Genomic DNA, 21,470 nt, shown 5'->3' on the forward strand with positions numbered 1-21,470 from the left:
GGACACCCACAATAATCATCCTCAAATTGTGCAACGCCCGCTCATTTAATGAAGGTTTAGCATCAGTTAGGAATGAGAATTAAATAACTTCCACAAGTTTGTGGGACGGGCGGGACGCCCATCCCACAATAACAATTAAAATTGTAAGTTATTTAATTCGCGATCCTTAGCGGTTCAAAAAGGTGGGGATACATCAATACAGCAAGCCAGTGGGCGATCGCCCCCCAATTTTCGGTGGCGGGCAGTCTTTCGGAAGGCTTAGCCGCTGTCAAGCGCGATGGCAAATTTGGCTTAATCAATCAAGCTGGAAAGCCAGTCATTTAGCTGGTTGGGGCTTTGTTTAGGCTTTAAATTTGTTTAAGTCTCGTTAACTTAACTCCAGCAGCCCAGAATTGACCGGCAAACCATCTTGAAATACCAGCAATTCTCCCGGCAGAATTTGCGTCCAAACTTCGTTATCTGTCAGCGGAAAAGTGGCAATAACAGCCACGCGATCGTCCTCGTTGGTCAATTCCCGAAAATCGACTGTTACATCTTCGTCGATCGAGTGTGCGCTAGCAAAAGGTGCTTGTCGCACAATATAATGCAGATTAGTAGAACAGTGGGTGAACAAGTGTTCTCCATCGGAAAGTAAATAATTAAAAATTCCGTGTTGTGCCAAAGTTTTAGTAATTTCCTCCAGTACCGGGTAAATTTCCGCTAAAGCAGGCTTACTTTGAGGAAAAGTAGAGCGCAGCTTTTCTAATATCAAACAGAATGCTTTTTCGCTGTCAGTTTTGCCAACCGGTTTGTAAACTCCGGCACATTCTGGATAAAAATTTTCGAGATTTCCGTTGTGAGCAAATACCCAATAACGTCCCCAAAGTTCCCGAATAAAAGGGTGGCAGTTTTCCAGGGCAATTTCGCCTTGCGTAGCTTTGCGGATGTGAGCAATGACGTTAGTTGAATGAATGGGATAGCGACGCACTACTTCTGCCACCGGAGAAGCAATCGCAGGTTTAGAGTCTATAAAAAGGCGACATCCCAAACCTTCAAAGAAAGCAATTCCCCAACCGTCTTGATGAACGTCCGTTTTGCCCCCCCTTGCAGAAAAACCCTCAAAAGAAAAGCAAATATCTGTCGGAACATTGCAGTTCATTCCCAGTAATTGGCACATAGCTTTTAAGTCTCTGGAGTGTGGATCGATCGCGCAGCTATTGGCAGCTACAGATTTGCGGTGATAATATTATAGTATTAACGGGTTAAATAAGTTAAATACACTTATACCAATTCACTATGAAGGTACACTAAATATAGGCTAAAGTAGAGGAGATCCAATATGGGCAACAAACAAATTTCAGGTAAAAATCCAAGAAACGGTTGAGGAACTAGAGCACGACTCGAACGGGCTATAACAGCAGTAAGTAAAGAAAAATTACTGCTGTTATACTGGATTGCCACCAAAAAAATCTAAACAAGAGAAGAATTAGCCACGAGGCTGAAGCGAGACAAATCAACAATATATCGTTGTTGAAAACATACAAACAAGGTGGAATTACCGAATTACTAACAGTAAAAAAAGCTCCCGGCACGACTCCACATATACCACCAGAAGTCAGAGAAAAATTAATCAAAAAACTGCCAGAATCAGAGGGAGACAAGTTATGGCAAATTACAGCTATGGCTAGAAAAAAAATGCGGGATTAAAGTGAGCTATAAAGTCGTACATAACCTAGTTAATTATAAATTAAAAGCTTACATCAAAGTCCCAATACCCCAAAGTAATAAAGTGAACGAAGTTGCACAGACAAACTTCAAAAAAAAACTGTGGGAGATTATCAAAGTAATGATTAAATATTTCGGAACCGGACAGCCTGTAAGGATATGCTGTCAGGACGAGAGTAGATTTGGATTGATTACTATGCAGGGCAAAATGATTACATTAAAGGGGGTAAAACCCGTCGACAAAAAGCAATGGAAGCGAGGCAATTTTTATGTTTATGGAGTCGTAGAGCCAGCAACCTCTGAACAATGTTATCAATAATTTGATCGCATCGATAGGAACTGTTTTCAAGAGTTTTTAAATGGATTTTTTCAAAAATAATCAGATTATTTCAATCTAATTATTATGGATGATGGTATTTTTTATAAAGCTCTCTTATTAGACTGGCACGACCATCTGATGCCAATATATTTGCCTGCCTATAGTCCTGAATTAAATCCGCTTTAAAGATTGTGGTTATCTGTAAAAAAAGAGTTCAAGTGGGAAAATTTTACCAACCTAGATCGACTAAAAGAACAGTTAGATATAATTATCAAATCTCTCACAAATGAAGAAGTTTTATCTCTCTGTGGTTGGGACTATATCCTGGAAGCTTTATTAAGTGCAACTTCATAATAAATTGGTATTAAATCAACGGGCTATCTTAGGTTTATAAGCTTTGCTGTAATTTCTGCTATGACTGCCTATCCGTGTCAGGCACAAACTACTGTAAAATCACAGACAAATGTAAATGCAACACAGGAGATTACAATTACCGAGTCACCAAATCTTGCTAACACTTCTGCCAGCCTTCTCTGGAAAAATCCTAACGTTTCTAAATCTTTTACCGTCTCAGGATTGAATAGCACATCTCCTAACTCTAGTCCTCCTATAACAACTTCTCAAAATCAATCTGCACGCACAAATCCATTAGGATGCAGATTTTTTGATATTCCTTCAATGCAGCAATAAATGTTCCTGCATCTTTTGATAAATAGAATATCATGGCTCAATAGAGAGCGCTCGTTTTTTAGCATCGCCCTCTATTTGCGCGATCGTACTTCCTAAGAAAATTATAAGCGGTTCTGCATTTAAATTGTCTGTCAAAAAAAAATCAAACTTTTGTGGGGTGTCCCGCCCGCCTCGAATATGCAATTTAAATGCGCGACAGCTTATGTAGCAAAAAGAATTGATGAAATTAACTCTAGTTTAAATATTATCGGGGAAAGTCTGAAAGTTGTTTGATATCCTTCAAAACTATTTGAGGCTTCCCTTTGTATTGTTCAACCTTCCCACTGACATACACATATCCCCGTCCCAGACCCGCATAACGCTTCTCGATTAGCCGCTTCAAGGGAGCTTTTTCATCAGTTTTAGCATCAGGTATCCACAAATCTAATCTGTGATACGATGAACCTGCATAAATTCGAGCATGACCGCCGATCCATTGATTAATTCCCGCCTGTAAATCGCAGAAAATAGTAATAGGCTTAGCTGTCTCAGAAGCTGCTAAGATTTTCGGGTAGTGCAACCTCACAGAAAGCGCTTCTGTAGTTGCTTCAGACAAGCGGAAATCTTCGACAATCGAGCCGCGCATCGACCACCAAGGCAGTAAAATAGTATAGTTTCGACAGGGGATTTTGGCATTGGTAATCGGATTCCAAATCATCAGGTTGTAAGCTTTGGCAGCCGATTCTGCTTCAGTCATTGGTCGGTGATACAATCGGGAGCGCCCGTATTTCACAAAGTAGGGACTCCAGCCTTGTTGAATCAGTTTGAGGTTGTAATTTTCTCCATCTTTATGTACGTAACAGAGCAGACGCCCGTAGTTGTCGCGGTATTTTTCCACCGCAATTTCTATTGGGTCATCTGTATCAAATTCTATGTCAACTCTAGCAAATCCGCCATCCGCTGTGGCGAAATATTTTTTAGCCATTTCTGAAGCTGCTTTCCCCGCCGCAGTTACAGGTTTGGAGCCTCCCGAATGACTTTCTTCTGTATCGACGCAAATCAGGCGCAGAGACTCGGTTTTGCCGTTGAGAGAAATTTTGATGCTGTCGCCGTCAACTACTTTAGTTATTTGCAGGTTCGGAATTCTGGTTGCCATATTTTGAACCCTGTTGCATTTGAGATTTCATGCAGGTATCGCTTGGATTATACACGAGTTCGTTATCACTAGCAACTGGAATTTTTGTTTTTTATATTAAAATTTCCAACAGTCGCGTATTTTATCAAATCTGGAAAAAAATCCCGAAAATCCGATTCTAAGCGCTGATAGTTAGCTGTCAAATCTTCTATGCCGCTTGCCAAGTTATTTGTCCGTTTGAGTCGCGCCGACATTCTTGTAAGAGTGATGCCGATTTCGGCAATTTCCTGATAAGATGAAAGCAAGTCGCGGGCAATTATTGTGGGCAGCACCCGCTGGAGAGAGTCAGGTAATATATCGCGGTTGTCTTGCAGGATTTTATAGACATCCTGAGAAAAATCCCGGAGCGGAATTTCTGAATATTCCAGCCAATTTTTAGCTAAGAAGTGGTCGTAAAACACGTCAATCAAAACTCCAGCAAACCTTCGTCTGTGGGAAGAAACAAGGCTTTTACTCGATCGCACTACTGCATGAGAATCCGTGTAGCTATCGACTTTTCGGTGCAAACTGATGCCCTTTCTAATTTCCTCGGAATAAAGATTGACTGCCGAACCTTTGACAAAATCGCCTAGAAGATTGCCAATCAGCGATTCTGGCGTGCCTTCTGATAAGAATAGATGAGCTAAATAATTCATTGCTACAGTAAAAAAATTTAAGATAGCATAGGGAGAAAGAGTAATGGCTGTTCTCGAATGTGTAAAACCGGGTGCTAAACTCGGTCAAATTATTCTTGCCGTCGATCTTACTGTTGCCGGTGCTGTCGATCGCATTTTAGCAAAAATTCAAGACTTGGGATATAACCCAGAAATTCGTCATGTCAACTATCCGTCTGGAGTTCACGTCTTGGCAATTCTCAAAGACGAACAGCACAAGCAAGCAGTCGATGATGACTACTTGCTGGAGGATTGGCTACAGGTAAGATCGGAAATTAACGCCGATGCGGTTCATCTGTGGCGCGGTAAATAAGCTGTTTTTGGTATATCCGTGAATCTTGGATAACAAAAGAGCGATCGTCTAAATGTAGTGTGCAGGCGATAGCAGCACCCACGCTCGAATATTGCGATCGATCGATTGATGCTCGATCGTTTCACAATAGATGCTTATATCTGTGTAAACCAATTAGCATCCACTTCCACAGACTCAATCATTTTTATCTTGACACCAAGCCCCAACTCTTTTAGTCGTTGAACTAACTGCTCACCATCAATCAAATCTATTGGGGGTGCGCCATCTCGTGTTGCTTCTTTGACAGCATCTCTGGTAAATGTCCCAGTTGTAATGAATAAACCTTTGTCGGTTCGTCCCTGCATTGCCCCACGGAAGTCTCTAATTTGACTTGCCGTAACAGAACCCTGATAGCGCTTGCACTGAAACAGAACATGAAAGCTCAAGAAACCACTAATACGGGCAATACCTACACCATCAATTCCACCATCGGCGGACTTACCTGTAACCTCTACTTGTATAAAGCCTGATTCACGTAGTAGACGCTGTGCCAAACGCTCAAATGCAGAAGGTTCTAGTGATAGCAGTATTTGATGAAGTTGTTGATGCCATGCAGCTTCTTCTAAAGTTTCAACTGCTCCAACATTTTTGTTTAAATTATCTGGCTGCCTCACATTTTTCTTGTCAGTATCTCGAACAACCTTAACAATTTCTTTTGCATCCAGAATATCAAAATCTATAGATGTTGAAACTAAAGACCACACGCCACGTGCCGAATTTTGTAACAGCCCGTATTTCTTCAAGTAAGTACGACTCCAACCAAGTCGATACTCAACCGCACTCTGGGATTTGTTGCCATGTGGGAGATCCAGCACCTCGTCAGGTAAGTTTAGAATCTGCGCTACTCGGTCATAAATCTCTGCCGTAGTTCCAGAGCCACCAAGCATTTGTAGAGCCTGAATTGTGGGCAAGAGCATTGAGTAAAATGTAGGGATTGAATGGGTAGATATGTTCATCTAAAAACTGTTGATATAATTTGCAAAACACTGCTTTTTTAATAATAAACTGAGCGGATCAAAATACTGACGGCTTCTTGGCTGCTACCGTCATACATAATTTGCTAAATTGCGATCGGCTACATCTCTCGACGGAACGCTCTAATAGCTTCCCCTGCATCAGTTTCGGCCATCAAAATACAGCGTTTCATCAAATCGAGATCGAGGTTGTTGAGTCCGGGTAGCTGACTGCGATCGCTCTTTTCATAGCTACCGTCATGGAGATGATATATCTTCAGTAATCCATCTTCCCAAAACCAAACCTCTGAAACACCCAAAGCTTTATAGCGCTCTAACTTACTGATTCCTCCACTGGTAAAGACAACTTCGATCGACAAATCAGGAATCGGTTTTACACTCTCAATGCAGTAGGATTCGTCTGCTTGCACAGAGACAACTCCCGATCTTTCCTGCGTCATTGCCCCTGTAGGCTTGAAGAAAATTCCCTGTTCGACGAGAAAAGTAGTCACTAAGTAACCGATAACATGAGCAAAAGTTTCGTGGTCTTCTCCAGGCATCAGAATCTCGATCGTCCCATCATAGTAAAATAGTCGCACTCTAGGGGAGCCTTCAAAGCCTTTTTGGATAAATTTAAACCGTTCCCACATTCCATGATGAACAATTCGCTGATCTGTGGTTTTGCTAAGTAGTGGAGGCATCGCGCTCAGATCCAGTCCAGAAGTTATCTTGATTGTAGCTCATATTTAACAATTAAACCGCAGATGAACGCAGATCAAATTATATCAGCGTTCATCTGTGTTAATCTGCCTAAATCTGCGGTTGCAAAAACTGCCTAGGAACCGCCGCGCAACTTATCCAAAACAGTCCGATCTTCCAAAGTAGAAGTATCCCCAGAAACCTCTTCTCCCGCGGCTAAAGAACGCAGCAACCGGCGCATGATTTTGCCGCTGCGCGTTTTCGGCAAAGCATCGGTAAATCGAATTTCTCCCGGACGGGCGATCGCCCCAATTTCTTTAACAACGTGCTGCTTCAATTCCTTAACTAATTCATCGCTAGGTTGCTGTGAGTTGTCCAGCGTGACAAAAGCCACAATTTCCTCACCTTTAATCTCATCCGGTTTACCAACAACCGCAGCTTCCGCCACCGCTGGATGCGATACCAAAGCTGATTCAACTTCCATCGTGCCGAGTCGGTGTCCGGCGACATTAATTACATCGTCAACGCGGCCCATTACCCAGAAATAACCGTCTTTGTCCTTGTGCGCGCCGTCTCCTGCAAAGTACACGAATTCGCCATCTTTCGGGTGCAAATATTCCCAATAAGTGCGGCGGAAGCGATCGGGATCGTTGTAAAGTGTCCGCATCATTCCCGGCCAAGGATGTTTTACCACTAAATAACCGCCGCTTTCGTTAGTTACTGGTTCGCCATCTTGGTCAACGATATCGGCCACAATTCCGGGGAACGGTAGGGTTGCAGAACCGGGTTTTGTAGGAATTGCACCGGGCAAAGCGGTAATCATAATTCCGCCGGTTTCTGTTTGCCACCAAGTATCGACGATCGGACAATTTGAGTTACCAATTACGCGCTGATACCACATCCAAGCTTCTGGATTTATCGGTTCGCCTACTGTTCCTAACAATCGTAAAGATGACAAATTGCGCGCGTTGGGCAAGTGTTCGCCCATTTTCATGAATGTTCTGATCGCAGTGGGTGCAGTGTAGAAAACGGTGACGCCGTATTTTTCGATCACATCCCAAAAACAGCCTGGGTTGGATGCGCGGGGCGCACCTTCGTACATGATTGTGGTAGCGCCGTTGGAAAGCGGGCCGTAGACTATGTAACTGTGGCCTGTAATCCAGCCTACGTCGGCGGTGCACCAGTAGACATCAGTATCTTGAAGGTCGAAGATCCACTTGGTTGTCATGTGGGTGTAAAGGTTGTAGCCACCTGTGGTGTGGACGACTCCTTTCGGTTTTCCGGTACTTCCCGAAGTGTAGAGTACGAACAGCATATCTTCGCTGTCCATCGGTTCGGCGGGGCAGTCGGCGGAGGCGTCTTTTTGCAAGTCGTGCCACCAATGATCGCGCCCTGGTTCCATGTCAATTTGCTGTTTGGTGCGCTGAACTACCAGAACGTTGGTAACGCTGGGTACGGCATCATTTGCTAATGCTTGATCGACTTGTGTTTTGAGGCCGACGGCGGTATCTTTGCGGAAGCCACCGTCAGCGGTGATGACGAGTTTTGCTTCGCCGTCGTTGAGCCGATCGCGCAAAGCTTCTGCACTAAAGCCGCCAAAAACAACGCTGTGTACTGCACCGATTCTGGCGCAGGCTAGCATGGCGATCGCAGCTTCGGGAATCATGGGCATATAAATGCCGACGCGATCGCCCTTTTGGACTCCCAATTCTTTGATGACGTTCGCCATTTGGCAGACTTCTCGGTGGAGTTGCGCGTAGGTGAGGGTACGGGAGTCTCCGGGTTCGCCTTCCCAAATTAGGGCGGCTTTATTTTTGCGCCAAGTGGTTAAATGGCGATCGAGACAATTGTAAGAAATGTTAATTTTGCCGTTGACAAACCATTTGGCAAAAGGCGGTTGCCAGTCGAGCACGGTATCCCAGTTTTGGAACCAGTGCAATTCTTGGGCGGCAAGTTCTGCCCAGAAGGCTTGGGGGTCAGCTTTGGCTTTGTCGTAGAGGGCTTGGTACTCTTCTAGGCTTTTGATGTGAGCTTTTTGAGAGAATTCAGCGGGTGGCTGAAATAGGCGTTTTTCATGAAGAATTGATTCGATGGTATCTTGTGACATTGCTTTTAACTTTAACTTCGGTTAGTCTTTTTAACTATTCTTTGCATAAGTTGGGGCAAAAGTATGTTTATTTTCCTTAAGACTTTGGGGAATTTTGTAAATATTGGGACTGTATTAGAAATTATGGTAGCGGTAAATGCTCAATTTTATCTTGGTACTCATCATCAAACGATCCTTCACAAATCAAAATCAGTTCGTCAATATTTTGACCAATACTCAGCTTGGAATTTAGGATGAATATTCCTGGGATATGGCGATTTTGCTTTAGATGATCTGTTAAATGCACGGGCATAGAGCGGCGGTTGTTGGTAACAAGAATGAAATTGTGGATTTCGCACCAAATAAGAATTTCTGGATCGAGAGTGCCTTTGGAAGGTGCTGTTAGTTCTCCCACTGCTAGAACAACCATATCGGGATTGCGTCTGCGAATTTGATTGACATACGCAGGATCGACATTTTCATCAAAGAGATACTGGATTGCCATCAGCCTTTCTCCTTGCATCTCTTTCTGCTCTCAGTTTGCGGATTTTTTCATATACTGGACGAGGATTACGAGTTTGTTCTTCTCGCATTTTTTCGCCCCATTCCAGCCATTCGGTTATGTATTTACCGACTGCTTCTTTGTTGTGCAGGTAGTACAAAATGGTCGCATAAACTTGTTCTAGGGTGAGCGATGTATAAATGTTGGCGATTTCTTCGGGAGTTCGAGCGCGAAACAGGTATTCATAGAGAATGGTTTCGATGCCAATGCGGGAACCTTTGAGCCGAATATCATCGGGTCTGAGGAAGTTGAAATAGTCTTCAAGTTGCATTGCTTGGTGGTTCGGATAAGGATTGATAATATTATAATACCCGAACCGAAGATGGTTTGAACTGTTTTTTTTAAAGTTAATAAAAATAAATCAAACGGGCTTCACTCCTATGCTAACGGCTTTATAATATAGATAGTTTACTGGACGAGCCGATCGCACTAAAGCCATGACGCAAAATTTTGACAGATATTGACAAGTGCTGCAAATTAGAGGATGATTGACTGCTATTAATACAAACAACCACAAAAAAATTAATTATGCTGAGATATTTTAAAGGAAAGTTTTTATTCAAATCCGAAGCTTTGCTAGAAGAATTTACTTGGTTGCATCTAAAACCCTTGCTCAACTTAGAACCTATCAAAAGACAGCTCTCGATCAATAAAGGAAACCGCTCGGATATTTTAGGTGTAACAAATTTAGGTCAATTAGCTCTTGTTGAATTAAAGAAAGGAGGCGGCAAAGACAGTATCGACCAATTGATACGATATAGAAATAGCCTAATGAGCGAACGCCCTCAAAGTTCGGAATTTTCAAGTGTAGATTTTAATCAGGGCTTTCTGCTTGTGGCTGTGGCTTCCCACTTCTCTCTTACTGCTATCGATTATGCTAAAAGTAAGCTGCCAGGAGTTTTGCTGTTAACTTATGAAATCACTAAATATTCAAGAGAAGACTATTATTTAACTTTCAATCAACTAAATACGAAAAAAATCTCACGAGTTAAAATTGATATCTTAGAAAATTCATTATTTGATTCACTTCCGTCGTTTATCCAAGGCTATTTATTAGGTAATGGCGAGAAGCGAAAACCTATTTTAAACATCATCCAAAAGATTCTAGGTTACAGTTCAACTATGAGTTTTAATATCCTAAGTGGCTACTATGCAAGTGGCCTGATAAAATCTCTAGAATTTGCCAAATATAACCAACAAGGTAAAATACTTGGCAACAAAATATGCGCTGCTTTGTTATACTCTCCGTCGGAAAATTTTCCTAAAGGAAAGCTGTCTCTGCAAGTGTACTTACCAACGGTTGATTTCAATCCACGCAAGCCGATCGCCAAACGTTGGACGAACGGAGTAGCGGGGATATTCGTAGAAACTGATGATTTTATCCATGCCCATGAAGTCTGGGATCTAAATACAAAATTATGTACACCAAATTCAGACTGGAGATTAGAATATCCTCTCAATACTCCTGAGATTAATGAGAGATTTTCCTGTTTTGAAGACTACTATATCAATTATCGCAAATATATGAAATCTCGCAAAAAATTAAGGCCTGTTACCCGTGCAGATTTTGCGACTGTAGAAGGAATGGTGCAAATGGCTTTAGAGGATTGGTCTGTCAGATAGTCGAGTTTATTGGTAATTCGTAATTCGTAATTGGGTGCTGATTGGGGAGTACCTCACGAGCAAAGCCTCTATAATATAGTTTACTGGATAAGCCGATCGCACTAAAGCCATGACCCAAAATTTAGAAGCAAGCCAACTTTCGCTAAATGACGTTCGCCACCTTCTCAAACTGGAAGAGCGAGAAGGAGACGCCTTCACCGATTTTTTCTCTTTGGAACCGCTGTCAGAATTAGAACAGCAGGAAATATTAAAAATTAGAACTGACTTTCGACGCTACTTATCCGCAGGAAAAGTTTCAGAAGAACTCGTTAAATTTTTAGTGCTTTCACCGTTAATGAGATTAGCAGGATTTTTTGATATTCCGATCGTGCTGACAATGGAAGGTAGCATCCCGATCGAGGTTGAGGATGGGGATACTTTAATTAAAGGGCGCTTGGATATTTTAGCGGTAAATCAGCCGGATGCGGAACTCGCGGCGGCACAGTTTTGGATTTTGGTAGTCGAGGCGAAAAATAGTGCGATCGATCCTTGGGCCGGTTTGCCGCAATTGCTGACTTATGCTTATAAAAGTTTGCAGCAGCAATCGTCTGTTTGGGGATTGACGACGAATGGACGTAACTATCAGTTTGTGTATCTGACGCGGGGCAATCCTTGCACTTATCAGATTTTACCAGACTTGAGTTTGACTGACCCAGAGCGATCGCTCTTGTTGGCGCAAGTGTTGACAGCGATTTGCAAGTTGCAGAATGTGCAGTTGCAGTTGGCTTAATCTCTGCGGTTAAAATCGGTGCTTGCCTGTACTGCCTAGACAGATATTCTGTAACATCGATAGCAACCACTTTAGTCCCTAATCGCCCTCTATCCTCGATGCCAACTGTTGTTAACTTCTGTTGGGAAACGGCTGGGAAAATTAGAAATCAAGATTTGTTAAAAAATTGCAGTAGCGAGTGACAAAAAACCCATCATTCTATACAATAATAAACGGTTAAACCCGGAAACTGAAGGTAAGAAAATGTCTGAACTTAGACAAAATCTAATTACCAGAGATTGGGTAATCATCGCCACCGAACGGGCGACAAGACCGGATCAATTCGCTAACAAAAAAAAGTCAGCCGCAGCAGTGCCACCGCACCGGGCAGATTGCCCGTTTTGTGTGGGAAATGAGGAAGACGGAACCTTAGAAACTTGCCGTTTGGGCGATCGCACCGGCTGGAAAGTCAGGGCAATTCACAACAAATATCCCGCCCTATCCCCGACAGCAGAATGGATGAGGATATCATCGGGAATTCACCGCACGATGGCGGGAATTGGAGTTCACGAAGTAATTGTCGAACACCCGCGACACGATTTAACGACAGCTTTGTTGAGCGTTGAAGAAGTTGCAAACATACTTTTAGTATACCGCCAGCGCTATGTAGAAATTAGAAAAAATCCCCACATTGAAACAATTATTATCTTCAAAAATCACGGGGAAAGTGCCGGAACTTCACTAGAACACCCCCACTCGCAGATAGCAGCCACGCCCGTTGTGCCCAGCCAATTTCGTAGCCGCATCGACGAAGCTATTAGATATTTTGATGACACGGGAGAATGTCTGTTTTGCCGCACTTTGGAAGATGAATTAGCGGCGGAGGAAAGAGTGATTTGTGAGAGTGAACATTTTGTGGCTTTTATCCCTTACGCTGCACTTTCACCGTTTCATACTTGGATTTTTCCGCGCCGGCATTCCTCTTCGTTTGATGAAATTACTGATGCGGAAATTACGGATCTTGCTGATACTTTGAAAACTGTACTGGCTAAGTTTTATTACGGATTGAACAATCCCGATTACAACTATAATATTCGATCGGTGCCGATCGCCCAACGGGCAACAAAATACTTTCACTGGTATATCGCAATTATTCCCAGAGTCACCAAGCAAGCTGGGTTTGAATTGGGCAGCGGGATGTTTATCAATACTGCTTTGCCGGAAGAAAGTGCAGCGTTTTTGCGATCTCTCGAAATTCCTAGCGACAGTAATTTCCCCCCCATCTAAAGTATCCTACATCACAATAGTCAAATTTACTTCAAATTGGGTGGAAATGCACGCAGCCACTCTGAGTTGCGAGTCTGTGTTGGGGGAGGAAACTGATATTATTTGAGATTTGATATTAAAGAGGTGGGATTAACGAATGATCTAATGGTTTAGATCACCGGCCTAAAGTTAGATTCTTTTTTTAAACTGGTATAACTTACGCTCTCAAGTTATGAACGTACAAATACTTATGGATTTTACCAAACTCACAATAAACTTTCGACATACTGCCAGCCGTCGTCGCTAAAAGTAGCTCTCAACATATCTCTAATTTTGGCATCGATCGATAATAGCCCCTCGTCCGACTCACCATTCTCGCCGATTTCGCAACTGTCTTCAGACATATGTTCTTGGATGTGGGCCAGAGTATCGGCGAAATTAGCCAGAAAATAATGTTCGTGCACCCACGCTGTTGGATCTGGTATTGCTGCACTCCCAAAAGCTCGATCGACTAAATCTTTTTTTGCAACATCGTCAGTCTGGTTTTTCATGTTGAGTTCGATTTAGGTAGATTTCTTAACTTATCTCATTTTAAGCTTAATTGTCAACAGGAGCGCGATCCGGATCGACCACAGCAGTGACAAATTTGTGTAGTTTGTGCGATCGCGATCCTAATTTTTTTGTCGATCGCGTGTTACCATACTACCTCAAACTCGGTGACCAATAATTTTCACCTCCGGCAAAATACACTTGGGCATCATTCCGTGAACTCCTTTTTGGGGATTGTTGACAGCCTGCGTAATCCGAAAATTTACCGCGATGGAACACAAAACATAAGCATCTTCCTCTTTGAAACCTGCCAACTTTTGCAGCCAATAAACCGTCTGTTTTACCGCCATCTCAAACGCTTCATCTAATGTTCTACCGAATCCCATAATCACAATATGAGTGGGCGTTTCTGCAAACGGAAATGTCAGAATAAAATCCTTGCGTAAGATGATTTGAATAGTCCCGTTCATCGAAGTTTCTATAGCAGTACCGTCAACTTCACCGTCTCCTTGTGCCGAATGTCCGTCGCCGATGGACAGTAAACCGCCGCGCATAAAAACAGGTAAAAATAACCGCGTTCCTGCTTGGAGTTCCTGATTGTCCATATTGCCGCCGTAGCGCTCTGGAGGAATAGAAGAACGGTTAATTTCAGCATTGGCGACGCCGATAATTCCAAAAAAAGGATGCAGGGGAATCCCCAGGCGGCTACCTGCGGGAAAGTCCGCAGTTTTTTGCTCTAAATCTAGCGGAATAAACCGCAATTTAGGTTCGGAAAAATAGTCAGGTAATGCTCCCCATCCGGCGCGAATTGCATTAAATCCGACTGGTAAACTTGGGTAAACATCCTCAATGTGAATTTCTAAAACGTCTCCCGGTTCGGCATTGTTAACATAAATCGGGCCTGTCAGCAAGTGCGGCCCTGGGCCAACTTTGCGGTTGGGAGGCAAATTCTGACAAATATCTAAAAATTCCGGGGTGAGAAATTCCGGCGGCGCTTTGTCAGCAACATAATATCCTGAATAGGTTTCGATGTCGATGCGATCGCCCGAATCCACCCTTAAAGCAGGTTCGATATTCGGAGAGAAACCGCCCAAGTGTACGGTTTTGCAGTTAGCCTTGAGAAGGTGGCGAGTCATGGGATTTTAGATTTTAGATTTTAGATGGAAGGAAGGGTGTTAAGAATGTTATATCGCAAGTCTCAAGCATTTTTGAGAAAGATTTTTTTTAATGAACCGCAGAGGGCGCAGAGGGCGCTGAGAAAGAGAATTCAGAGATAAGAAAAGGTCAAAAAATGATTGAGGTTTATTATATCTGAGATAGTCTACTAATTTTTTAACTTTTTGATAACTTTGGTAGTTAAAAATTCAAAGTCTAGCATCTCAAATCGATCGCTGTTTTTTCTTCAGACTAATGATTGTTCCGTAATTCAGTTGGCGGGGGCGACTTTATCTGTATTTGGCTTGGCAGTTCTATTTTGCTGGTAAAACCTGGCCCTACAGACTAATGACTTCTTCCTTCTATTGACACAAATGGGCATTGCCGTGTCCCTACAGATATCGGATTAAACTGAGATGTTGCACTATTCTCAATTACCTGTTTAGCAACGGGCAAGATGCCCGTTCCACAAAACTAAATTTTATTGTGGAACAGGCCGGAAAGCCTGTTCTTAACAATGGTGCAAGATGTAAGATTAAACCTTTTCTTTCGCAGGCGGAACCAAACCAGTTTTATTCAAACCGGCATCAATCTGCCTGAGCAATTTAAAATCGTCTTCGGGTAAGGAATTAACAGGTGAGTGTTTTTCCAGAAACGAGAATGCTTGCCGAAATTCACGGGGCCGGGAGTCGATCGCACTATCGAAGTGACAAGGTACAATCCTTTGAAAGTCCCAACTCGCCACTTTATCCACCCAATCGAGAGTTTCCCTCGGCGCGCGGTTGAGAATCAATGTCTGCAAAATCGGCGCGACAAACAACCGCCCTCCTCCCCGCAAAGCCTCAAACGATCGCACCCAATCTGTTTTCCACTTGAACGGATACAACCCGAAATAAGCTTTCCTAGAGCGTTCTGGCGCTTTGAGTGCGCTGGCTAACACCCCCGACCACGGCGGCACTTCCAGCACGCTAGGGCTAAAATACATGGCAAATAAGGCGATTCTTTGCCACCCTTTGCGCCGATTTTCGTGGGTGTCTGCCACCGTGTCCGAGGCGCTTTCTTTGGCGTGAAATAGCAGCGGGTAGGAGTCGAGTTGGACGATCGCGGGCGGGTTTTCGGGAATGGAAACCACGCAATCTGTTAACATCAGTGTGCGCGATCGCCTGTGAAATAAGGCAACTTCGGCAAATTTGCCCAAACCAAGGTCGATCGGGCCGAGAATTGCCCAGTCAAATTCATCTGCTAAAGGCGTGTTGCTGCTGTCAAAGGGCAAAACAGACGTGCGTTTGGCGGGCAAACCCAGCCAACTCAGCGGCAAATTCAGCGGAAAACTCCACTGCTGTGGCGCGACAAACACCTGCGCTTCGGGAAAACTCCTCGCAAAGGGGCCGACAAAAACTTTGTGCTCGATGCCCGAAACCGTTGTCAGCAAAATATACTTAACTTCGCCGTGCTCTGCGACTAACTCGTTTACCAAGCGGATGCACTCAGGAGTCGGTGCAACGGGGGCGTAGACGAGAAGGCCTTCGGGTTCTAGTTTAATTACTGTCATCCGAATCGGCACGACTACGTAGAAAATGCCTTGTAGCTGGTCAAAAGTCCAGATTGTGTCCTTGACTATTTCTTTGCGGATGGTGTGCCGCTTGCTGTAGGGATAGAGGGGGACAACTGGCCAAAAAGCCCATGAATAGTCCCGATTGTCAATCTGTGCTGATGTTGGTGTGCCTTCGCCCTCTGCCACTGCGCGACTCCTTGCCGATTTTTTTGTACGTGCGTGCGATCGAACTCTTTTTATCTTATTTCACTCCTGTTGCGCGGATTCGAGGAGTTGAAAAGGGGTTTCACCAGGCCTGAGTGCGAAAACTATTAAACTCACATCTTGCACCATTCTCAAGAACAGGCAAGATGCCTGTTCCACAAAGAGTGAATTTTCTTGTGGAACAGGCATCTTGCCTGTTTCTAAAAAGTAATTGAGAATGGTGCAACATCTCAGTTAAACCAACTGTTCAGGATCGATGCCTAACTCCCGCAACCGCGCCGCTAGTCTTTCCTCTCGCTGTTGAGATTCTGTCAGTTGCTGTTGAGATTCTGTCAGTTGCTGTTGAGCTTCAATTACTTGCTGTTGAGATTCTATCAGTTGCCGTTCCGCCGCCGTCGCTCTTTCACTCGGACTCAAAATCAAACCTCCTTGGGCCGTAAACCATCGCAACCACAAACGATTCATACTCTTATAAGTGCCTTGCCACCAACCTAAACTCAACTGCAACTCAGGAATAAATAACCGCCCATAAATTAATTCTGCAGGTTCATAGTGGCCTCCTACAAAATGAAAAGCTCGCAATTCATCCGTGTAGCGACTGAACACAAAATAGTAAGGAATCCGCAAAATTTGTTCATAAACTTGCCACTTAGTCGGCGGTTCCCCAGCTTGCTGAACAGTCCGCCCTAAATCTTCATCTTCAGTTCCCGGCGATAGCAATTCCACCACCACAAACGGATTTACCCGTTCTTGCCAAACTACATAACTCAAACGCATATCGCGCCCTTGATAAAGCCTTGGCACACCCACCGCAGCAAACCAATCCGGGCGTTTATGCCAGCGCGGTTGTGTTGCATCGTAATACAAATTTAGGTCACTGGCTGTAAAGACTTGTTCCGCATCCCATCCCGGCGGCAAAAACGTGAATTCCAAAAGTTGCGGCTGATCTAAATGAAATGTATCTAGCAAACCGGGTTCCTTTGGGTCTTCGCTAGGTAAATCATACATTGTTGGCAAACTCTGCTGGGGGTCTAGAGGCGGTTCAGCTTGAGCAGGCGGGTAAGTCGGGAATGTCATAATGAATTCTGAGGTTGCTTATCCTGATATGATTATAGCCTTGTGAGAATGTCTGGCATTGCTCAGTAGGTGGTTACAAATAAACATGAGGGAGGGAGCAGGTTTTGCACTTTTTCACTCGCTTGTACCAGAGGTTGTTAGCTAAACCCGCCCCTACAAGATACTATGTTTTTTGGTACTTACCTACTTAAATAATTCCCGTCAACTCAATCTCAAATCTCAAATCAAAACTCCTAAATCGATATGACTCAAAACTACCGCATCACTCTTTTACCAGGAGACGGCATCGGCCCTGAAATTATCGCTGTAGCGGTAGATGTCCTGAAACTTGTCGGTCAACAATTGGACATCGGCTTTGAATTTCAAGAAGCTTTAATGGGTGGCGCGGCTATTGACGCAACAGGCAATCCGCTACCCGAAGAAACACTGGAAAAATGCCGCAACTGCGATGCAGTATTGTTAGCAGCTATTGGCGGTTACAAGTGGGATAATTTGCCCCGCGAACAGCGCCCGGAAACGGGATTATTAGGACTGCGCGCCGGATTGGGATTGTTTGCAAATTTGCGTCCTGCGACTATTTTACCGCAATTGGTTGATGCTTCTAGTTTGAAACGGGAAGTTGTCGAAGGCGTGGATATTATGGTCATCCGCGAACTCACAGGCGGCATTTATTTTGGCAAACCCAAAGGCATTTTTGAGACGGAAACAGGCGAAAAACGCGGCGTCAATACAATGGCTTACACCGAGTCGGAAATTGACAGAATCGGGCGAGTCGCTTTTGAGACGGCCTCTAAGCGGGGCAAAAGGCTGTGTTCCGTTGATAAAGCGAATGTTTTGGACGTTTCACAACTGTGGCGCGATCGTATTATTGCCCTTTCTTCAGAATACCCTGATGTCGAACTTTCTCACCTCTACGTTGACAACGCCGCCATGCAGTTAATTCGCTGGCCGAAACAGTTCGATACAATTGTCACCGGCAATTTATTCGGCGACATTCTTTCGGATGCGGCGGCGATGTTAACTGGTAGTATTGGAATGCTGCCTTCTGCTAGTTTGGGAGCAACCGGGCCGGGAGTTTTTGAACCCGTGCACGGTTCCGCACCCGACATCGCCGGACAAGATAAAGCAAATCCCATTGCCCAAGTTTTAAGCGCGGCAATGATGCTGCGCTACGCCTTAAATCAGCCGGAAGCTGCTAATAAAATCGAGCAAGCAGTTGTCGAAGTTTTGGATCGAGGTTATCGCACTGGTGATATCATGTCGGAAGGCATGAAACTCGTTGGCTGTCGGGCGATGGGCGATGCTTTAATTGAATTTTTGCAAGGTTGATCTATTTATTTTGTAGATACTTTCTTGACCTGTCAAGGGGTAGCGTTCAAATAATTTGGCTCGAAAGGCTTTTGGGATTTTAAAATCCCAAAAGCCAAATGCAGCAACTTCCGATATCATTGCATCAGGTGGTTGTCCATACATCATAACTGCGGGTCTTGTACCATGAAGTAGTTCGTAGAAATTAACACATTTCTCTCTATGTAAAATCTCTATGTAAAATCTCTATTTAAAAACATCTTTCGTCTTTGGTAGCACCAAAGTGGCGGTTAAATAAACTGCTGCGTGGATGCCTAAAATTCGCCAATAATTCAAAGCTAAGGATCGTGAATTAAATAATTTGCATAAGCCTGTGGGATGGGCGTCTCGCCCGTCCCTTATAGACGGGCGAGACGCCCATCCCACAAGAAAATAGCATTGCAGGTTATTTAATTCTGATTCCTAAGTTTTGCCAAGTCGGTTCGTAGACTGAACTCTTCTCGAATAGCTGCGGTAAGATTGTACGATCGGGCAATCTTACCGCACTTCCCTCAACCGTTCACATAATAATCCCGCGTTCCCTTCGCATTCATCGCTTCTCCGAGTCGATTTAACCCGTACACATAAGCAGCAGTTCTCATGGAAACTGACAATTCCTGAGATTTTTTCCAAATTGCCTCAGTTTCTTCGACCATTTTATGCTTCAACCGCTGGTTGACTTCCTCCAGCGTCCAATAAAGTCCGCTGCGATTTTGCACCCACTCAAAATAACTAACCGTTACGCCTCCGGCATTGACTAAAATATCAGGGATTACCTGAATTCCCCTCGCTTCTAAAATCAAATCAGCAGCCGAATCAATCGGCCCGTTAGCTACTTCAAAAATAAACTTAGCCTTAACATCATTAACATTCGCTTCAGTGATTTGATTCTCCAAAGCTGCTGGAACTAGCACGTCTACATCTAATTCTAAAAGCTGTTCATTTGTCAATATTTCGTGTTCGATAATATTGCAAACCGAACCTTCGCAGTAGAGAGCTTTGATACCTTTGTTAGAGTTTTTAAAGCCTCGAATACTGGGGATATCCAGCCCTTGTTTAGCATAAATTCCCCCTTGGGAATCGCTGACCGCAACAACTTTGTAACCTGCTTTCCAGAGCAGTTCTGCTATTTCTGCACCGGCATTACCAAAACCTTGTACTGCTACAGTTGTATCTTGAGGATTTAGCTCAAATTTGGGTAAAATAGTTTGTACTACAAAAAAAGCACCCATTGCTGTTGCCGTATCTCTACCCAAACTGCCACCAATTGTCACTGGTTTTCCAGTCACAACCGCTGGAGAAAGCTGCCGCTTAATAATATTGTATTGATCCATCATCCAACCCATAATCATGGGGTTGGTGTAGACATCCGGCGCAGGAATATCGACATCGGGGCCGATGAAATCTGCGATCGCATCGACATAGCCCCGGCTCAACCGTTCCAATTCCAGTTTGGACAATTCCTTGGGATTGAGAGTAATTCCGCCCTTGGCTCCTCCAAAGGGCAAGTTGAGAACCGCACATTTAAAAGTCATCCAAAATGCTAAGGATTGCACTTCATCAAGGGATACTCCCGGATGATAGCGCACTCCTCCTTTAGACGGGCCTCTGGTATTGTCGTAGCGCACCCGATAACCTTGGAAAATTCGCAGGGAACCGTCGTCCATCCGCACAGGAATCGATACTATTAAACTGGATTTGGGATATTTTAGCCGTTCGATCGTATCCTCGGAAAGGGACACATATTTTAAGGCTCGTTCTAATCGGCGACTGGCATCGGCAAATAATGAATCAGACATAAGAAGTTAGTTGACTGTTGACTGTTAACTGTTGACTGTTGTCAGAGAGAAGAAGGCTTCGAGTGCTTAAGCTAATTTAATCACAATCCAGGTTGAATTCTGTCAACTGTCAGCGGTCAACTGTCCACAAACTACCTTGTGTCGATCGACAATATCGCACTCCCAAGCAGAGATTAAGCAAATACACTTAAAATAGAGGGATATATTTAAGCTCAAGGAGTAATTTGAGTTCGTGAGCTCAAATCACAGCCAGCCATCAGGGGAATTAAATTCTGAAATAGATCGAGGCTTTAGCTGACGTTAGAAACTGAATTATTATTATGGTTGGACTCCTAGCCGCACTCTCTGCGTCTGCGGCAGGGGGTATGAGAATTGCCATGCCCCTGCTGTTAATTGGTTTGTTGCGGATTGACAAACTTTGGTCGGAAATACCTCTATTATCGGGGGTTCCCCCCCAGGTGGCTATCACCATCTTGGTGAGTTGGTCGCTGTTAGAGTTATTTGCTTCTAAAACCTTTGTAGGACAGCGGGTACTGCAAATTGTGCAAATTATTTTCAGCCCCATTGTAGGAGCAATTATGGGAATTGCGATCGCTCAAGTAAGTTCGATCGAGGAAATTATTGCTCACCCTTGGATGCTGTGGATAATTGGTGTTGTCGGGGGTTTGTTGGCTTTAGTGCTGCAACTGGTACAAGCTGGATGGTTTTATCGGCTGCGGGGTTTGCCGATTTGGGTGATTTTCCTGCAAGATGTTCTGTGCATTTCCTTGGTTTTGTTTGCCTTTGACGCGCCGCGGCAGGGAGGGTTAGTTGCTATGATCCTGCTGTGGCTGGCAATTCGCAGTTCTAAAGAGTGGTATCGCTGGTACAAAAGTCAGGGAATACCGGGCGATAGGGGAAATCCCCGCCGCCGCAAGCGCGATCCTGATTAATTATTGATTAGTTATTGGTGATT

22 protein-coding genes are annotated in these 21,470 nt (G+C 44.0%); 9 read left to right on the top strand and 13 right to left on the bottom strand.

Annotated features, from left to right (window positions below):
- The first annotated feature begins 192 nt into the window (after positions 1-192).
- Complete coding sequence (locus QUA58_RS31575) at positions 193-324, top strand: WG repeat-containing protein (protein ID WP_445301887.1); 132 nt, start codon at positions 193-195, stop codon at positions 322-324.
- A gap of 43 nt (positions 325-367) precedes the next feature.
- Here QUA58_RS31575 and QUA58_RS18690 read toward each other — a convergent pair whose 3' ends face one another.
- Complete coding sequence (locus QUA58_RS18690) at positions 368-1,156, bottom strand: class II glutamine amidotransferase (protein ID WP_333252025.1); 789 nt, start codon at positions 1,154-1,156, stop codon at positions 368-370.
- Positions 1,157-1,509: 353 nt separating this feature from the next.
- Between QUA58_RS18690 and QUA58_RS18695 the strand changes: the two genes are divergently transcribed.
- Positions 1,510-1,686 (top strand): hypothetical protein, encoded by a 177-nt coding sequence (locus QUA58_RS18695; protein WP_333309558.1) that lies wholly within the window; start codon positions 1,510-1,512, stop codon positions 1,684-1,686.
- A gap of 751 nt (positions 1,687-2,437) precedes the next feature.
- Positions 2,438-2,713 carry a hypothetical protein gene (locus QUA58_RS18700; protein WP_333309555.1) on the top strand — a complete coding sequence of 92 codons (276 nt, stop codon included), beginning with the start codon at positions 2,438-2,440 and terminating at the stop codon, positions 2,711-2,713.
- Positions 2,714-2,957: 244 nt separating this feature from the next.
- Here the strand turns inward: QUA58_RS18700 and QUA58_RS18705 are convergent, their stop codons facing one another.
- Positions 2,958-3,848 (bottom strand): thermonuclease family protein, encoded by an 891-nt coding sequence (locus QUA58_RS18705; RefSeq protein ID WP_333252022.1) that lies wholly within the window; start codon positions 3,846-3,848, stop codon positions 2,958-2,960.
- 68 nt (positions 3,849-3,916) lie between these two features.
- Entirely contained in the window at positions 3,917-4,522 is a 606-nt protein-coding gene (locus QUA58_RS18710) for an ACP phosphodiesterase (RefSeq protein ID WP_333252021.1), read from the bottom strand.
- A gap of 43 nt (positions 4,523-4,565) precedes the next feature.
- Here QUA58_RS18710 and QUA58_RS18715 point away from each other — a divergent pair, with 43 nt between their 5' ends.
- On the top strand, positions 4,566-4,853 hold the full coding sequence (locus QUA58_RS18715) for a hypothetical protein (protein ID WP_333395221.1): 288 nt from the start codon (positions 4,566-4,568) through the stop codon (positions 4,851-4,853).
- Positions 4,854-4,987: 134 nt separating this feature from the next.
- Here QUA58_RS18715 and QUA58_RS18720 read toward each other — a convergent pair whose 3' ends face one another.
- From QUA58_RS18720 to QUA58_RS18740, 5 genes are all read right to left on the bottom strand, one after another.
- Positions 4,988-5,848 carry a restriction endonuclease gene (locus tag QUA58_RS18720; RefSeq protein WP_333395222.1) on the bottom strand — a complete coding sequence of 287 codons (861 nt, stop codon included), beginning with the start codon at positions 5,846-5,848 and terminating at the stop codon, positions 4,988-4,990.
- 119 nt (positions 5,849-5,967) lie between these two features.
- Positions 5,968-6,546, bottom strand: a complete 579-nt coding sequence (locus tag QUA58_RS18725) for a Uma2 family endonuclease (protein ID WP_333252018.1) — start codon at positions 6,544-6,546, stop codon at positions 5,968-5,970.
- A 134-nt stretch (positions 6,547-6,680) separates the two neighbouring features.
- Positions 6,681-8,651 carry an acetate--CoA ligase gene (gene acs, locus QUA58_RS18730; protein ID WP_333395223.1) on the bottom strand — a complete coding sequence of 657 codons (1,971 nt, stop codon included), beginning with the start codon at positions 8,649-8,651 and terminating at the stop codon, positions 6,681-6,683.
- Positions 8,652-8,772: 121 nt separating this feature from the next.
- Complete coding sequence (locus tag QUA58_RS18735) at positions 8,773-9,135, bottom strand: DUF5615 family PIN-like protein (RefSeq protein WP_333252016.1); 363 nt, start codon at positions 9,133-9,135, stop codon at positions 8,773-8,775.
- Positions 9,113-9,463, bottom strand: a complete 351-nt coding sequence (locus QUA58_RS18740; protein WP_333252015.1) for a DUF433 domain-containing protein — start codon at positions 9,461-9,463, stop codon at positions 9,113-9,115. The genes QUA58_RS18735 and QUA58_RS18740 overlap by 23 nt, the downstream gene beginning before the upstream one ends.
- A gap of 257 nt (positions 9,464-9,720) precedes the next feature.
- Here QUA58_RS18740 and QUA58_RS18745 point away from each other — a divergent pair, with 257 nt between their 5' ends.
- The 3 genes from QUA58_RS18745 to galT all read left to right on the top strand — a co-directional run bounded on the left by QUA58_RS18745 (position 9,721) and on the right by galT (position 12,850).
- Complete coding sequence (locus tag QUA58_RS18745) at positions 9,721-10,815, top strand: hypothetical protein (RefSeq protein WP_333395224.1); 1,095 nt, start codon at positions 9,721-9,723, stop codon at positions 10,813-10,815.
- Between the two features lie 109 nt (positions 10,816-10,924).
- Positions 10,925-11,584, top strand: a complete 660-nt coding sequence (locus QUA58_RS18750; RefSeq protein ID WP_333395225.1) for a restriction endonuclease subunit R — start codon at positions 10,925-10,927, stop codon at positions 11,582-11,584.
- Between the two features lie 243 nt (positions 11,585-11,827).
- Positions 11,828-12,850, top strand: coding sequence for a galactose-1-phosphate uridylyltransferase (gene galT / locus QUA58_RS18755; protein ID WP_333395226.1), 1,023 nt, complete (start codon positions 11,828-11,830; stop codon positions 12,848-12,850).
- A 245-nt stretch (positions 12,851-13,095) separates the two neighbouring features.
- Here the strand turns inward: galT and QUA58_RS18760 are convergent, their stop codons facing one another.
- The 4 genes from QUA58_RS18760 to QUA58_RS18775 form a co-directional block, all read right to left on the bottom strand.
- Positions 13,096-13,380 carry a hypothetical protein gene (locus QUA58_RS18760; protein ID WP_333395227.1) on the bottom strand — a complete coding sequence of 95 codons (285 nt, stop codon included), beginning with the start codon at positions 13,378-13,380 and terminating at the stop codon, positions 13,096-13,098.
- Positions 13,381-13,536: 156 nt separating this feature from the next.
- Positions 13,537-14,514, bottom strand: a complete 978-nt coding sequence (locus QUA58_RS18765; RefSeq protein ID WP_333252010.1) for an acetamidase/formamidase family protein — start codon at positions 14,512-14,514, stop codon at positions 13,537-13,539.
- Positions 14,515-15,068: 554 nt separating this feature from the next.
- Entirely contained in the window at positions 15,069-16,274 is a 1,206-nt protein-coding gene (locus QUA58_RS18770; protein ID WP_333252009.1) for a DUF4336 domain-containing protein, read from the bottom strand.
- Positions 16,275-16,526: 252 nt separating this feature from the next.
- The gene (locus QUA58_RS18775; protein ID WP_333395228.1) at positions 16,527-17,369 is read right to left on the bottom strand and encodes a Uma2 family endonuclease; all 843 of its coding nucleotides are present in this window, start codon (positions 17,367-17,369) and stop codon (positions 16,527-16,529) included.
- Positions 17,370-17,612: 243 nt separating this feature from the next.
- Between QUA58_RS18775 and leuB the strand changes: the two genes are divergently transcribed.
- Positions 17,613-18,698 carry a 3-isopropylmalate dehydrogenase gene (gene leuB, locus QUA58_RS18780; RefSeq protein ID WP_333252007.1) on the top strand — a complete coding sequence of 362 codons (1,086 nt, stop codon included), beginning with the start codon at positions 17,613-17,615 and terminating at the stop codon, positions 18,696-18,698.
- A 530-nt stretch (positions 18,699-19,228) separates the two neighbouring features.
- Here leuB and QUA58_RS18785 read toward each other — a convergent pair.
- Positions 19,229-20,515, bottom strand: a complete 1,287-nt coding sequence (locus QUA58_RS18785; RefSeq protein WP_333252006.1) for a Glu/Leu/Phe/Val dehydrogenase — start codon at positions 20,513-20,515, stop codon at positions 19,229-19,231.
- A gap of 320 nt (positions 20,516-20,835) precedes the next feature.
- Between QUA58_RS18785 and QUA58_RS18790 the strand changes: the two genes are divergently transcribed.
- On the top strand, positions 20,836-21,447 hold the full coding sequence (locus QUA58_RS18790; RefSeq protein WP_333395229.1) for a DUF4126 domain-containing protein: 612 nt from the start codon (positions 20,836-20,838) through the stop codon (positions 21,445-21,447).
- Positions 21,448-21,470: the final 23 nt, after the last annotated feature.

This window comes from Microcoleus sp. N9_A1, assembly GCF_036701795.1.
Taxonomy (GTDB): domain Bacteria; phylum Cyanobacteriota; class Cyanobacteriia; order Cyanobacteriales; family Microcoleaceae; genus Microcoleus.

Excerpts from the sequence above, each read along its gene's own strand:
- QUA58_RS18735 (WP_333252016.1), bottom strand. The coding sequence starts at position 9,135 with ATGGCAATCCAGTATCTCTTTGATGAAAATGTCGATCCTGCGTATGTC.
- QUA58_RS18715 (WP_333395221.1), top strand. The coding sequence starts at position 4,566 with ATGGCTGTTCTCGAATGTGTAAAACCGGGTGCTAAACTCGGTCAAATT.
- QUA58_RS18775 (WP_333395228.1), bottom strand. The coding sequence starts at position 17,369 with ATGACATTCCCGACTTACCCGCCTGCTCAAGCTGAACCGCCTCTAGAC.
- QUA58_RS18750 (WP_333395225.1), top strand. The coding sequence starts at position 10,925 with ATGACCCAAAATTTAGAAGCAAGCCAACTTTCGCTAAATGACGTTCGC.
- galT (WP_333395226.1), top strand. The coding sequence starts at position 11,828 with ATGTCTGAACTTAGACAAAATCTAATTACCAGAGATTGGGTAATCATC.
- QUA58_RS18705 (WP_333252022.1), bottom strand. The coding sequence starts at position 3,848 with ATGGCAACCAGAATTCCGAACCTGCAAATAACTAAAGTAGTTGACGGC.
- QUA58_RS18700 (WP_333309555.1), top strand. The coding sequence starts at position 2,438 with ATGACTGCCTATCCGTGTCAGGCACAAACTACTGTAAAATCACAGACA.
- QUA58_RS18760 (WP_333395227.1), bottom strand. The coding sequence starts at position 13,380 with ATGAAAAACCAGACTGACGATGTTGCAAAAAAAGATTTAGTCGATCGA.
- QUA58_RS18690 (WP_333252025.1), bottom strand. The coding sequence starts at position 1,156 with ATGTGCCAATTACTGGGAATGAACTGCAATGTTCCGACAGATATTTGC.
- QUA58_RS18785 (WP_333252006.1), bottom strand. The coding sequence starts at position 20,515 with ATGTCTGATTCATTATTTGCCGATGCCAGTCGCCGATTAGAACGAGCC.
- QUA58_RS18745 (WP_333395224.1), top strand. The coding sequence starts at position 9,721 with ATGCTGAGATATTTTAAAGGAAAGTTTTTATTCAAATCCGAAGCTTTG.
- QUA58_RS18790 (WP_333395229.1), top strand. The coding sequence starts at position 20,836 with ATGGTTGGACTCCTAGCCGCACTCTCTGCGTCTGCGGCAGGGGGTATG.
- acs (WP_333395223.1), bottom strand. The coding sequence starts at position 8,651 with ATGTCACAAGATACCATCGAATCAATTCTTCATGAAAAACGCCTATTT.
- QUA58_RS18725 (WP_333252018.1), bottom strand. The coding sequence starts at position 6,546 with ATGCCTCCACTACTTAGCAAAACCACAGATCAGCGAATTGTTCATCAT.
- QUA58_RS18740 (WP_333252015.1), bottom strand. The coding sequence starts at position 9,463 with ATGCAACTTGAAGACTATTTCAACTTCCTCAGACCCGATGATATTCGG.
- QUA58_RS18710 (WP_333252021.1), bottom strand. The coding sequence starts at position 4,522 with ATGAATTATTTAGCTCATCTATTCTTATCAGAAGGCACGCCAGAATCG.
- QUA58_RS18720 (WP_333395222.1), bottom strand. The coding sequence starts at position 5,848 with ATGAACATATCTACCCATTCAATCCCTACATTTTACTCAATGCTCTTG.
- QUA58_RS18765 (WP_333252010.1), bottom strand. The coding sequence starts at position 14,514 with ATGACTCGCCACCTTCTCAAGGCTAACTGCAAAACCGTACACTTGGGC.
- leuB (WP_333252007.1), top strand. The coding sequence starts at position 17,613 with ATGACTCAAAACTACCGCATCACTCTTTTACCAGGAGACGGCATCGGC.